Source organism: Sphingomonas oligophenolica (genome assembly GCF_039522915.1).
Taxonomy (GTDB): domain Bacteria; phylum Pseudomonadota; class Alphaproteobacteria; order Sphingomonadales; family Sphingomonadaceae; genus Sphingomonas; species Sphingomonas oligophenolica.
This window is the reverse complement of the sequence record NZ_BAAAEH010000001.1, coordinates 13495-26728: the sequence shown is the minus strand read 5'-3', so window position 1 is coordinate 26728 and position 13234 is coordinate 13495. Positions and strand designations below refer to the sequence as shown.

The following is a 13234-nucleotide window of genomic DNA, read 5'->3' as shown; positions in this document are numbered from 1 at the left end:
CCTCATTTCTTCGGGCCCTTATAGTCAGGGAGCTTGGGCGGGCCGACCAGCGAGCCCGCACCGCCCTGGTCGATCTTCTCGGCGACGTCGGTGAGCGCCGCCGACATCCGGCGCAGATCATGGACGAGCTGACCGACCTCTGGAATCGTCTGCTTGGAGAAGGCCTGCAACCCGGGCCGCGCATCGCCGATCGCCGCGTCGAGCGACTCCATGCTGTGCTGGGCTGCGGCGACTGCCTTGTTGAGATTCTGCGCCGCGGGACGGACATCCTCGTTGAGCAGCGTGTTGGTCGTGCCCGCGAGCACGCCGATCTGCTGGGCCGCGTCGCCGGCTTTCTGGATCGCCACGCGCGTCTCGGCAACGGTCGCGGCGATTTCCGGCCCGCGATCGGCGAGCGCCTTGGACAGGCGGTTGGTGTTGGCGAGGATTCCGGTGATCGAGGCCTGGTTCTTGTCCGACAGCAACTCAGTGAGCCGCTCGGTCAGGCTCGACAGCCGCTCGAGCAATTGCGGCGCCGAGCTCAGCAACGCGCCCAGCCCGCCCGGCTTGGTCGGGATCACGGGCACGCCGTCGGGGCAGGCGCTGCGCGGGTTGTCCGCCGGACAGTCGATCGGCGGCGCGCCCTTGACCGCACCGTCGAGCTGCACGGTGCAGGTACCGGTGAAGCTGCACTGGATCGTCGCGGTGGTGCCCAGCAGCACCGGGGTCTCGTCCTTGACCGTAATCCGCACGCGGACGAACTGGGGATCGTCCTTCCACAACGCGATCTCGGTGACCTGCCCCGAGGGCACGCCCGAAAAGGACACGGTCGATCCCTTGCTCAGGCCGTCGACCGATTGCTTGAAGAAAATGTCATATTGCTTCTCCGAGCCGCCATTCACCCGGGCGATCCAGACGAAGAACAGCGCCAGGACGGCGATGAGGATCAGCACCACCGCGCCGACAAGGACATGGTTCGATCGGGTTTCCATCAGTCGCTAGCCCCTAGTCCTGCCGGCATCGTTTCTGCAGTTCGCGAAGCGGCGTTCTCCGCCTGCCGCGCCCTGTTGATCGTCGCCGTCGCCGCGCGACCGCGCGGGCCCTTGAAATATTCCTGGATCCACGGATGGTCGAGCGCGAGCAACTCGTCGATCGTGCCGACCGCAATCACCTTCTGGTCGGCAAGCACCGCGACCCGGTCGCAGATCGCGTACAGCGTATCGAGATCATGGGTGATCAGGAACACCGTCAGCCCCATCGTCTTCTGGAGCGAAGCGATCAGCTCGTCGAAGGCAGCCGCGCCGATCGGGTCGAGGCCAGCGGTCGGCTCGTCGAGGAACAGCAATTCGGGGTCGAGCGCCAGCGCCCGGGCAAGGCCGGCGCGCTTGCGCATCCCGCCTGAAAGTTCGGCCGGATATTTCGGTCCGGCGTCAGCGGACAGGCCGGTCATCACCACCTTGTATCCGGCAATCTCGTCGAGCAGCGACTGATCGAGGTGCGGATAGAATTCGCGCAACGGAACCTGCACATTCTCGGCAACCGTCAGCGTCGAGAACAGCGCGCCGCCCTGGAACAGCACGCCCCAGCGTTTGCGGATATCGACCGCCTCGGTTTCCTCGCGGCCGATCGTCGATTCGCCGAAGACCGTGATTTCGCCTTCATCGGGCACCTGAAGGCCGATGATCGAGCGCATCAGCACTGACTTGCCGGTGCCCGAGCCGCCGACCACGCCGAAAATCTCGCCGCGCCTCACCTCGACGTCGAGGCCGTCATGAACGACCTGCTCGCCAAAGCTGTTCCTGAGGCCGTGGACCGAGATGACGGTCTCGTTGTCGCGCCGCGCCATCACGTCCAGCCGACCGAGGTGAAGAACACCGCGAAAACCGCATCGAGCACGATGACGAGGAAGATCGCCTGAACCACCGCCGAGGTCGTGCGCATCCCGACCTGCTCGGCATCGGCTTCGACCAGCATGCCCTGGAAGCAGCCCGCCATCGCGATGATCGCGCCGAACACCGGCGCCTTCAACAGCCCGATATAGAGATCAGTGATCGGCACGACCTCGCGGATTCGCTGGATGAAGGTGATCGGCGGGATACCGAGCGAAATCCAGCAGAACAGCCCGCCCCCGATGATCGAAAGCAGCGAGGCATAGAAGCCGAGCAGCGGCATCATCACCACCGCCGCGATCATCCGGGGCAGCACCAGCGCCTCCATCGGCGACACGCCGATCGTGCGCATCGCGTCGATCTCCTCGGTCAGCTTCATCGTGCCGATCTGGGCCGCGAAGGCCGATCCGGAACGCCCAGCGACCATGATCGCCGTCATCAGCACGCCGAGCTCGCGCAGCGTGATCCGGCCGATCAGGTTGATCGTATAGACTTCGGCGCCAAACTGCTGGAGCTGGACAGCACCCTGCTGGCCGATGACGATGCCGATCAGGAAGCTCATCAGCCCGATGATGCCGAGCGCGGTGACGCCGACCACCTCGAAACGCTGCACCGTCGCGTTGAAGCGGAAGCGGCGATGTTTGATGACGCTGCCGATGGCGATCACCGTCGCGCCGAGAAAGCCGAGCAGGCCGTATAAGGTCTTGAAGCTGGCGACGACCGCGTCGCCGATCTCGCCGACCACCCGAACCACGCCGACCGCCTGGGTCGGCCGCATCGCCACCGGCTGGTCGGCCGCCTCGATCTGCTTGAGGAGGTGCTCGCTATCGGCATCCAGCCCCTCGATCCGCGCATCATGCGCTGCCGCAAAGCGGTGGACCAGCCAGGCGCCGATCGTATCGATCCGCTCGATCCCGCTCAGATCGACCACCGAGGCCGGGCCGTCATAGCCGCGCAGCCGTTCCGGCAGGTCGCCGATCCGGGCCAGCGTGAGGCTGCCGGTAAAGCGCAGGATATCGCCCTCCGGGGCGTTTTCGTGCGAGAAAGCGGCCATCCCGTTCATATTGGCCACCAATGGTGCAATCGCGCTGGATCGGCAAGCCGCATGCCGCGTAAGACGAAGCGATGACGAAGCTCGCCATTTACGACATGGACAAGACGATCACGCATGCGCCGACCTGGCCTGCCTTCCTGATCGAGACGGCGCGGCGCCAGGCGCCGTGGCGGCTTGCGCTGCTCCCGCTCGCCGGGCTCGCCAGCGCTGCCTATGCCGTAAAGGCGATCGACCGGGCGCGGCTGAAGCAGATCTCCCAGCGCCTCCTGCTCGGCCACCGGATGCGCGACACCGACGCGCGGCGCGCGGCCGAGCGTTTCGCCGATCGGGTTGCCGCCTCGGGCGTGTTCGCCGGCGCGCGCGCGCAGATCGCCGCCGACCGCGCTGCCGGCTATCGGCTGGTGATGGCGACCGCCTCCTACCGTTTCTATGCCCTGGCGATCGCAGACCGGCTCGGCTTCGACGATGTGATCGGCACTGAGGTCGAGCTGGCGGGCGACCGGCTGCGCGCGCGGATTTCCGGCGAGAATTGCTACGGCCCGGCCAAGCTCAGGATGATCGAGGCCTGGATGGCGGCGAATCACATCGCGCGCGCCGAGGCCGATATACGCTTCTATTCCGATCATGTGTCCGACGCCCCGGTGCTCGACTGGGCGGACGAGCCCTTCGCGGTCAATGCGCACGGGCCCCTGCGCACGCTGGCGCGGGCGCGCGGCTGGCCGATCGTCGACTGGGAGCACTGAGCGTCGTGCCGCCCATGCCTGTCCTCATGAATGCGGGGACGGGCACCGGCTTTCAGCGTTTGACGATGCGACGCCGAAAGCCTTGAACGAGCAGGTCGATTCCGACGTCGGGCCGCTGGCTCGAACCTCATAGCAGGACGTCGATCATGTGCAGGACCAGCCCGACCAGCCCGCCGACCAGGGTGCCGTTGACCCGGATATATTGCAGATCGCGGCCGACCGCATTTTCGAGCCGCCGGGTGATCGTCCGCGCATCCCAGCCCCGGACCGTCTCCGACACCAGCCTGACGATGTCGCTGCCATAATCGGCCGCCATGCCGACCGCAGTGCGTCGGACGAAGCGGTTGATCGTCGCGCGCAGCATCGCATCCTGCTGCAAGGTGCCGCCGAGCTGGCGCATCGCCTCGCCGAGCTGGCCGGTGAGCGCCGCATCGGGATCGCGGGCGATGCGCAACATGCCGGCGCGCGCCTGCTCCCATATTCCGTCGAGCCAGCGCTGCATCGCCGGATTCTCGATGATCTCGGCCTTGAGGCCCTCGACCCGCTCGCGCATCCGGTCGTCATGCTGGAGGTCGAAGGCAAGCGCCGTCAGCCCTTCCTCGGCCTTGGCGCGCAGCGGATGATCGGGATCCTCGGCCATGTCGTGAAGCAGCTTGTCCAGGCCATCGATGATCTTGTTGGCAAGAGTCTCGTCGAGACCTGTCCAGCGCATCACCGTTCCGGCGCGTTCATGGACGATCGCGCGGATCATATGCTCATTGGCGGCGAGGACCTTGGCCGCCCAGCGGACAATGCCGTCGAGCAGCGGCGCGTGCCGCCCCTCGGCAATCGCCGCCGTCAGCGCCTGGCCGAGCAACGGCGAAATCTCGAGTGCGCGCAGCCGCTGGCCGATCGTCGCCTTGACCATGCCGCCGAGCCGCTGCTGGTCGAACGCCTCGAGCATATCGGCGGCAAGCCGGGATGCGCCCTTGCGCAGCCGCCCCTGGGTTCCCTCGGGGCTCGCCAGCCACCGACCGGCAGCGCCGGCGACGTCGACCCGGCGCATCCGCCGCGCGACCACCCCGGGCACCAGGAAATTATCGCGCAGGAAAGCAGCCAGCGTCTCGCCGATTCGATCCTTGTTGCGCGGGATGATCGCGGTGTGCGGGATCGGCAGGCCAAGCGGATGGCGGAACAGGGCGGTGACCGCGAACCAGTCGGCAAGCCCGCCGACCATCGCTGCCTCGGCAAAGGCGCGGATGAAGCCGATCGCCGGATGCGCCCGGGCGAAACCGGGGTCGATGGCGCGCGTCGCGAGGAAGATCGCGGCCATCAGGACAAGCAGCCCGGTCGCGATCCAGCGCATGCGGCGCAGCCCCGCGGGGATTGCCTCTCCGTTCCGGGGCGCGCGGGCGAGCAGCTTCATGCCCGAAACAATCCCCGAAACCGGGGATTGTTCAAGGGGCTCGTCGATTCAGCCGCATTATTCCGCCGGCTGGGGCTGGTCGTCACCGGGCCGATAGCCGATCGTCGTCGGCCTCCCCCCGATCCGCGGCGGCGTTGGGTCATTGTCGATCACCGGCCGGCCATCGTCTCCAGGCCGGTAGGTGAGCAGGCGACGGCCGAGCTTCGGCCCGGCCCAGGCCTCGATCGCGACCGCCAGGCTGAAGCTCGCCGGCACGATCACCAGGGTCAGCACCGTCGAGAGGATCAGGCCGCCGATCACCACGATGCCCATCGGCGCGCGCCACGAGCCGTCGCCGGTCAGGGACAGTGCGGTCGGCACCATGCCGGCGACCATCGCTACCGTCGTCATGACGATCGGCTGGGCGCGCTTGTGGCCCGCATCGATGATCGCGGTTATTATATCGACACCCTTGTTCATCTCCTCGAGCGCGAAATCGATCAGCAGGATCGAGTTCTTGGCGACGATGCCGAGCAGCATCAGGATGCCGATCAGCACCGGCAGCGAAATCGGGTCGCCGACGATCATCAGCGCCAGCAATCCACCCAGTGGCGCGACGAGCAGCGAGAGCATGTTGACGAAAGGCGGCAGCAAGCGGCGGTAGAGCAGCACCAGCACCGCGAAGACGAGGAAGATGCCCGCGATCACCGCGACGATGAAGTTCTTGATCATCTCGGCCTGCCATTTGGCATTGCCGAGCGTGAGCTCGCTGACCCCGACCGGCAGGTTCTTCATCGTCGGCAGCGCATGGATCTGCTCCATCGCGACGCTGCTGACGATCGGCTTGCCGCCCACGAGCCCGCGATCGGCGCCGATCGTGATCTGGCGTTGCTGCGCGACGCGCGAGATCTTGGTCGGGCCGGCACCGAGGCCGACATCGGCGACCAGGCTCAGCGGCACCGATCCGCCATTCGACGTCTGCACCGGCAGATTCTGGATCGTCGAGAGCTTCTGCCGCGAATTCTGGTCAAGCGCGACGCGAATCGGAATCTGGCGATCGCTGAGCGAGAATTTCGCGCTGTTCTGATCGATGTCGCCGAGCGTTGCGATCCGGATGGCGGAGGACAGCGCCTGAGTCGTCACCCCAAGGCTCGCGGCGAGGTCCATCCGCGGCTTGATGACGATTTCGGGCCGCTGCAGATCCCCGGTGATGCGCGGCGCGATCAGCGCCGGCAGCTTCGACATCTCCTCGACCAGCTTGATCGCGGTCGCGCTCAGCACCTTGGGATCGTCGCCGCCGAGCGTGATGGTCAGGTCGCGGCCGCTGCCGCCCCAGCCGCCATTCGAGCGGAACGAGACGCGGGCATCGGCGATCTGGGCAAGTTGGGGCGCGAGCGACCGTTCGAAATCGGTGCTCTTCATCGATTTCTTGGCCTTGAAGATCGCGGTCACCCGGCCGTTTCCGACAAAGGCACGCGAATAGGTATGATCGACATCGGGCTGCTTGCGCAGGAAGCTCGCGACGTTGCGCACCACCGCCTCGGTTTCCGCCAGCGTCGTGCCCGGCACCATCTCGACCAGCGCAGTGCTGCTGTCCTGGTCCTGGTCGGGCTGGAAGGTCATCGGGATCGCGCTGAACAGATAGATGGTCAGCGCGAACGAGATGACTCCGCCGACGACCGCTGACCAGCGATGCCTGAGCGTCCATTTGAGAACGCTCATATAGACGTCCATCACCGGGCCCTCGCCGTGCGATGCATGTCCCTTGGCCTTCAGGAAATAGGCGGCGATCATCGGCGTGACGAGGCGGGCGACGCCAAGGCTCATCAGCACCGAGGCGACGACGGTGAGCCCGAAATTCTTGAAGAACTGGCCCGAGACGCCCGGCATCAGGCCGACCGGCAGGAACACAGCGACGATCGACATCGTCGTGGCGAGCACCGCCAGCCCGATCTCGTCGGCGGCGTCGATCGCTGCCTGATAGGCGGTCTTGCCCATCCGCATATGGCGCACGATGTTCTCGATCTCGACGATCGCGTCATCGACCAGCACACCCGCGACCAGGCTCAGCGCCATCAGCGTCATGCTGTTCAGGGTGAAGCCGAGCAGGTCCATGAACCAGAAGGTCGGGATCGCGGACAGCGGAATGGCGAGCGCCGAAATCACCGTCGAGCGCCAGTCGCGCAGGAACAGGAAGACGATCAGCACGGCGAGCGCAGCGCCTTCGAGCATCGCCTCCATTGCCGAGCGATATTGCTCCTCGGCATATTTCACCTGGTTGAAGATGAGCTGGAAATGCACCTTGGGATTGCGCTTCTCGAGCTCGGCCAGCTTCGCCTCGGCGCCGTGGAACACCGACACGTCGGAGCCGCCCTTCGAGCGCTGGAAGTCGAAGCTGAGCACCTGGCGCCCGTCCATTTCCGATGCCGAGCGCTGCTCGGCATAGAGATCGCGGACCTGGGCGATGTCCGCCAGCTTGATCGACCTGCCATTGCCGACGGCAATCTGGGTCTGGCCGAGATCATAGGCATTCTTGGCATTGCCGAGCACGCGCACCGATTGCTCGGAGCCGGCGATCTCGGCGCGGCCGCCGGCGGCGTTCAGGTTAACCTGGCGAAGCTGCTGATTGACCTGGGTCGCGGTCAGGCCCTGGGCCTGGAGCTTCGCTGGATCGAGGATGATGCGGATTTCGCGATCGACCCCGCCATTGCGGCTCACCGTCGCCATGCCGGGCACCGACAGCAGTGCCTTGGAGACGTTGTTGTCGATATACCAGCTCAGCTGCTCGATCGTCATGTCGGTGCCGACCGCGGCATAGCTCGCAAGATCGTTGCCGGTGGTGTTGGCGCGCTCGATCTGCGGCTCGAGAATGCCGTCGGGCAGATTGGAGCGGACCTGCTGGATCGCGCTGCGCACATCCTCGACCGCGCGGTCGATCGGCGTGCCGATGTTGAGCTGAACGACAGTGGTCGAGCTGCCCTCGGTCACGGTCGAATCGATCTCGTCGATGCCCTGCAGGCTGCGCACCGCCGCCTCGACCTGCTGCGTGACCTGAGTCTCCAGTTCGGTCGGCGCAGCGCCCGGCTGGCTGATCGACACGATCACCACCGGGAAGTCGATATCGGGATCGTTGTTCACTTCCATCGTGCTGAAGCTGACGATGCCGGCTACCGTCAGCATGAAGAACAGCACGATCGAGGGGACCGGATTCCGGATCGACCAGGCGGAGATATTGCGGAAACTCATGGCATTAGCCTTGTGTTAGACTGTGTCAGCCCAAATTAGCCCTGCGTTTTCTGGAGCACCGGCTTGATTTTCTGGCCGGCGCTGAGGAAGGCCCCGGCCGACAGCACGACCCGTTCGGTACCGTTCAGGCCTTCGACGATCGACACCGCGGTATCGGATACCTCGCCGATCTTGATCGAGCGGCGAACCACCTTGTCGCCAGGGCCGACGACATAGACGAAATTGCCATGCTCGTCGCTCTGGATCGCCGAGTTCGGCAATTGCGGCACGTTGGTCGATCCGCTCTGGATCGAGGCCGACGCGAAACCGCCCGGCCGAAGCGCCGGATCATAGCTCAGCTGGATACGGGCGATGCCCTGCCGCGTCTGCGGGTCGATGACCGGCGAGACCTGCCATACCCGGCCGGCAAAGGAAACGCTGCCGCCGACCGGCGTGACCTGCGCGGGCACCCCGACATGAAGGCCCGTCAGATCGGATTCGCTCAATTGCGCCCGCATCTCCATCTCGCCGCCCTTGGCGATCCGGAACAAGGTGCCCGAGCCTGAGCTCACGATCTGCCCGGGCTCGACATTGCGGGTCAGCACGAGGCCGGCCTCGGGCGAGCGGATATCGAGTCGCCCGTTGGTCGCCCGCTGCTGGGCGAGCTGGGCCTGCGCGACCCGAACCCGCGCCACCGCCGCGTCGCGCGTCGCTGTCTTCGATTCGATATCGGCCTTCGAGATGAAGCCGCGCGACACCAGGGATTGCGCGCGCGCCAGTTCCGACTGCGCGAGCGTCGCATCGGCCTGGGCAACCCTGATCTGCGCCGCGAGCGATTCAGCCGTCTGGGTCTGGACTGACCGGTCCACCGTCGCCAGCACCTGGCCTGCGCCGACCCATTGGCCGGGCTCGACCAGGACCCTGGTGACCCGGCCGCCCTCGCCGGCGACGCCGATCGGCATTTCGCGCTTCGCAGCGAGCGTGCCCGTCGCCGAGACGATGCGCGCGACCGTCTGGCGGCCTGGCACGGCAACCGACACGGTCGGGAGCTGCTCGGTCTTCGGCCCGGCATCGACCGGCTTCTTGCCAAGCGACATCCACAGGGCGACCACGAGCAGCAGCGCGACCACGATGATCCCGCCGATGATCCAGGGGCGGCGGCTGGGACGATCCTCGAGGTCTCCGGGCAGCGCCAGGCGCTCGTCACTCCCGAATTTAGGCTGCCCGTAGTTCATCTGCGTCACATTGCCCCGTCCCGGCCGATAGCCGTCACTATTGTTCAGCTGTATTATAGGAATAAGTCACCGACCTCAAGGGGTCTATTGCACAGTCGCGCGCCATGGCCGTTTCGGCCAGTTTTCGCAAGACTTTCGCCCCAAATCGGTCACGACGGCGCCGCCGCATGGTAAAGAAACGGTTGCATATCGCCGGCATGAGGGCGACCTTCCCGCCGGCTCGCGCCTGCGGGCCGCACATGATGGGGAGTGAGGCGATGCTTTTGCACAACAGCTTGTTGGGCTGGATTCTGATCGGCCTGGTGGCCGGCATCCTCGGCAAGATTATCATGCCGGGCAAGGATCCGGGTGGTTTCATCGTGACGATCCTGATCGGAATCGCCGGCGCCCTGCTCGCCGGCTATCTCTCCCCGATGATGGGGCTGCATGTCGCGGCTGGCTGGCAGAGCTATGCCGCCGCGACCGCGGGCGCCGTGGTGCTGCTCGCGCTCTATCGCCTGGTGATGACGCGCCGTACCTGAACCGCGTATCGTTCAGCTGAGGTTGACCCGCGCGGCGCCATCAGGGTCGCGCGGGCCGAACCGGCCTGCACTGACACGGGAGTATATCATGCGCTTTCCAGCAACCGCCCAGCCCTTTGCCGCCCTGGCGCTTGCCACCCTGCCGCTCGCATCGCTGATGATGGGCGCGGCGCCGGCCGCAGCCCAGCTGGCGACGCCGATCATTGCCGACGGCACCATCCTCGATGTCTCGGCCGAGGGGCGGACGACCCGAATTCCCGATATCGCGACGATTCGCGCCGGCGTGGTGACCCAGGGGCCCGACGCCGCCGCGGCGCTGGCCGACAATGCCCGGCGCATGACCGCGATGCTCGACGCGCTGAAGCGCGCCGGCGTCGAGCCGCGCGATATTCGTACCGCCAATGTCGGCCTCAGCCCGCAATATCGTTATGCCGACAATCAGCCGCCCGCGATCACCGGCTATCAGGCGACCAACAATGTCTCGATCCGCTTTCGCGATGTCGGCAAGGCGGGCGCGATCCTCGATGCCCTGGTGAAACAGGGCGCCAACCAGATCGACGGGCCGAGCCTTTCCATCGACCAGCCCGACGCGGCGCTCGATGAGGCCCGCGCCGATGCGGTGAAGCGCGCCCGCGCCCGTGCAGAGCTCTATGCGCGCGCCGCCGGCATGACGGTGTCGCGGATCGTTTCGATCTCGGAAAACGGGCAGAATGACGGCAGCATGCCGCAGCCGATCATGTTCGCGCGCAGCATGAAGGCCGAGGCATCGACGCCGATAGCCGCTGGCGAGACCGACGTGTCGGTCACGCTGAGCGTGCGCTTCCTGTTGAAATGACACGAAAAGGGCCGCCGGTTGCCCGGCGGCCCTTGATTTTTCTGCTGGGCTGAAGCGTCAGGTCAGCGGACGCTGCCGCGACGCACCAGATTGACGATCGCGAGCAGGATGATCGCGCCGATCAGTGAATAGACGAATGTCGTGACCGTGATCACCTGGTTGATGCCGCCGCCGAACAGAAACGAAGCGATCACCGACCCGATAATACCCACGACGACATTGAGAATGATGCCCTGCTGTCCGTCGGTGCGCATCACCATGCTGGCAAGCCAGCCGCACACACCACCAACCACGAGCCAAACAATAAGACCGACCATGTTTCCCTCCGTTGCTCCCGGCTAACCCGGGTTCGGACTGGAAAGACGCGTCACTTCATCGATTGTTCCGCTCGCGGTTCGGCCTCAATATTTCTGCTGGCGCTCGTACAGCGACCGGTAATGCTGAATCCGCGTCACCCGGAGGCCGGGCATGCCCGACCGGTCGATGGCGCGCTGCCAGCCGGCGAATTCCTCGACCGTCAGATTATAGCGATCGCACACCTCGTCGACCGACAGCAGCCCGCCATTGACCGCGGCGACGACCTCGGCCTTGCGGCGGACCACCCAGCGGGTCGTCTCCGGAGGGGGCAATGTGTCAAGCGTCAGCGGCTCGCCCAGGGGGCCAATCACTTTCGCCGGACGAATCTTCTGGTTCTCGATCATATATCAACCTCGATCGGGGCGGGGGGCCCCCTCTCTCTAATAAAGACGTCTCTAGGCCCATGGTTTGAACACCGGCTAAAGCGGCTCGGTAAACGGCGGGTTCATTCCTGTTGCACTTGCGTTAGCATTTCAGCGACGGAGCGATTGAAGGCACCGTGCGCGGGCGCGAACCAGTCCGTCTCGGCGAGCGACGGAAACAGGCGCGCGTGAAACAACGCGGTCGGGCTTGCCGCCTGTCGCGCGGCTATGCCCACCATCAGCACCGCCAGGTCGGGCGGCAGGACGGTAACGCTCGTATCCGCCTCGAAACGGGGAAAACTCAGATCCACATACGCCCTTTCCGGCGATTTCGACTCGATCCGACCTTTCCTAGCGAGAGGGTCTGAAGTTCCGGTAAAGCTCCCCGTGAATCCTGAAACGGGGCCAGCTTTTGCATCGCGGCGCTGCTGCGCCTATCTGGCGCGCATGATGTCCGACGGTGATTTTCAGCTGGGTCCCGACCTGAACGCGCGGCGAATCGTCGTCGCGATGTCGGGCGGCGTCGACAGTTCGGTGGTGGCCGCGCTCGCGGCGCGGACCGGCGCCGAGACGATCGGCGTGACGCTCCAGCTCTACGATCATGGCGAGGCGGTGGGCCGCGCCGGCAGCTGCTGCGCCGGCCGCGACATCCGCGACGCGCGCGCGGTCTGCGACCGGCTCGGCATCGCGCATTATGTCTTCGATCACGAATCGAGCTTTCGCGCCGAGGTGATCGACGGCTTCGCTGACGAATATCTGCGCGGGCGCACGCCGATCCCCTGCGTTCGCTGCAATATGGGCCCGAAATTCACTGACCTGTTCCGCCTCGCGCGCGAGCTCGGCGCCGACTGCCTGGCCACCGGCCATTATGTCCGCCGCGTCGAGGGCACCCACGGCCCCGAGCTGCACCGCGCCGTCGACCCCGCCCGCGACCAGAGCTATTTCCTGTTCGCGACCACCCGGGATCAGCTCGATTATCTGCGCTTTCCCCTGGGCGGGCTGCCCAAGACGCGCGTGCGCGAACTCGCCGCCGAACTCGGCCTGGGCGTCGCGGCGAAGCCCGACAGCCAGGACATCTGCTTCGTGCCCGACGGCGATTATGCCGGGCTGGTGAAGAAACTCAGGCCCGAGGCGGACACGAGCGGCGATATCGTCGACGAGGCCGGCCGGACGCTCGGCCGGCACCGCGGTCTCATCCACTTTACCGTCGGCCAGCGCAGGGGTCTCGAGATCGGCGGGACGCCCGAGCCACTTTATGTGGTGCGGCTCGAGCCCGAGACCCGGCGTGTCGTGGTCGGCCCGCGCGCCGCGCTGGCGGTCGGATCAGCGTCGCTCTCCGGGATCAACTGGCTCGGCGGCGATCATCCCGGGGCCCTGACCGTGAAGGTCCGGTCGATGGCCAGGCCGGTCCCGGCACGGCTCGCCGGCGATCGCGTGATTTTCGACGCACCCGAATATGGCGTCGCCCCGGGCCAGGCCGCCGTTCTCTATGCCGGCGACCGGGTGCTCGGCGGCGGCTGGATCGAGGAAACCGAACGCGCCCTGCTCGCGGCCTGAAGCGGCGCCTTCCGCGCGATTCAAGGCCGGGGCGAAACGGCGCATTGGGCGACGCTGACGGGATGGCGCCGCCGCTCCCGACTGTTCTTTCAC

General features: G+C 66.2%; 13 protein-coding genes. 4 read left to right on the top strand and 9 right to left on the bottom strand.

The features are described 5' to 3' along the window. Nucleotides 1-2 precede the first annotated feature (2 nt). The 3 genes from ABD050_RS00130 to ABD050_RS00120 are packed head-to-tail and all read right to left on the bottom strand — an operon-like array spanning nt 3 to nt 2931. Nucleotides 3-971, bottom strand: coding sequence for an MlaD family protein (locus ABD050_RS00130; RefSeq protein WP_343887075.1), 969 nt, complete (start codon nt 969-971; stop codon nt 3-5). Continuing rightward, the gene (locus ABD050_RS00125) at nt 971-1825 is read right to left on the bottom strand and encodes an ABC transporter ATP-binding protein (RefSeq protein WP_343887074.1); all 855 of its coding nucleotides are present in this window, start codon (nt 1823-1825) and stop codon (nt 971-973) included. The genes ABD050_RS00130 and ABD050_RS00125 overlap by 1 nt, the downstream gene beginning before the upstream one ends. Continuing rightward, the gene (locus ABD050_RS00120) at nt 1825-2931 is read right to left on the bottom strand and encodes an ABC transporter permease (RefSeq protein WP_343887073.1); all 1107 of its coding nucleotides are present in this window, start codon (nt 2929-2931) and stop codon (nt 1825-1827) included. The genes ABD050_RS00125 and ABD050_RS00120 overlap by 1 nt, the downstream gene beginning before the upstream one ends. A gap of 62 nt (nt 2932-2993) precedes the next feature. Here ABD050_RS00120 and ABD050_RS00115 point away from each other — a divergent pair, with 62 nt between their 5' ends. Further along, entirely contained in the window at nt 2994-3665 is a 672-nt protein-coding gene (locus ABD050_RS00115) for an HAD family hydrolase (protein WP_343887072.1), read from the top strand. Nucleotides 3666-3792: 127 nt separating this feature from the next. On the opposite strand, the gene ABD050_RS00110 is transcribed toward ABD050_RS00115, so the two are convergent. From ABD050_RS00110 to ABD050_RS00100, 3 genes are read right to left on the bottom strand one after another with little or no spacing between them, the layout of a single operon-like run. Next, nucleotides 3793-5070 (bottom strand): DUF445 domain-containing protein, encoded by a 1278-nt coding sequence (locus ABD050_RS00110; protein WP_343887071.1) that lies wholly within the window; start codon nt 5068-5070, stop codon nt 3793-3795. Between the two features lie 57 nt (nt 5071-5127). Further along, nucleotides 5128-8295: an efflux RND transporter permease subunit gene (locus tag ABD050_RS00105; protein ID WP_343887070.1), complete on the bottom strand. Its 3168-nt coding sequence runs from the start codon at nt 8293-8295 to the stop codon at nt 5128-5130. 35 nt (nt 8296-8330) lie between these two features. After that, nucleotides 8331-9509: an efflux RND transporter periplasmic adaptor subunit gene (locus ABD050_RS00100; protein ID WP_343887113.1), complete on the bottom strand. Its 1179-nt coding sequence runs from the start codon at nt 9507-9509 to the stop codon at nt 8331-8333. A gap of 257 nt (nt 9510-9766) precedes the next feature. Here ABD050_RS00100 and ABD050_RS00095 point away from each other — a divergent pair, with 257 nt between their 5' ends. Together ABD050_RS00095 and ABD050_RS00090 are read left to right on the top strand one after the other, a co-directional pair. Next, the gene (locus ABD050_RS00095; protein ID WP_343887069.1) at nt 9767-10030 is read left to right on the top strand and encodes a GlsB/YeaQ/YmgE family stress response membrane protein; all 264 of its coding nucleotides are present in this window, start codon (nt 9767-9769) and stop codon (nt 10028-10030) included. Nucleotides 10031-10118: 88 nt separating this feature from the next. Next, nucleotides 10119-10865, top strand: a complete 747-nt coding sequence (locus tag ABD050_RS00090; RefSeq protein WP_343887068.1) for an SIMPL domain-containing protein — start codon at nt 10119-10121, stop codon at nt 10863-10865. 62 nt (nt 10866-10927) lie between these two features. Here ABD050_RS00090 and ABD050_RS00085 read toward each other — a convergent pair whose 3' ends face one another. From ABD050_RS00085 to ABD050_RS00075, 3 genes are all read right to left on the bottom strand, one after another. Further along, entirely contained in the window at nt 10928-11182 is a 255-nt protein-coding gene (locus ABD050_RS00085; protein ID WP_343887067.1) for a GlsB/YeaQ/YmgE family stress response membrane protein, read from the bottom strand. 84 nt (nt 11183-11266) lie between these two features. Beyond that, the gene (gene sciP, locus ABD050_RS00080; RefSeq protein ID WP_343887066.1) at nt 11267-11566 is read right to left on the bottom strand and encodes a CtrA inhibitor SciP; all 300 of its coding nucleotides are present in this window, start codon (nt 11564-11566) and stop codon (nt 11267-11269) included. Between the two features lie 101 nt (nt 11567-11667). Continuing rightward, complete coding sequence (locus ABD050_RS00075) at nt 11668-11895, bottom strand: hypothetical protein (protein ID WP_343887065.1); 228 nt, start codon at nt 11893-11895, stop codon at nt 11668-11670. A 139-nt stretch (nt 11896-12034) separates the two neighbouring features. On the opposite strand from ABD050_RS00075, the gene mnmA reads away from it, so the two are divergent. Next, on the top strand, nt 12035-13141 hold the full coding sequence (mnmA, locus tag ABD050_RS00070; RefSeq protein WP_343887112.1) for a tRNA 2-thiouridine(34) synthase MnmA: 1107 nt from the start codon (nt 12035-12037) through the stop codon (nt 13139-13141). Nucleotides 13142-13234 lie beyond the last annotated feature (93 nt).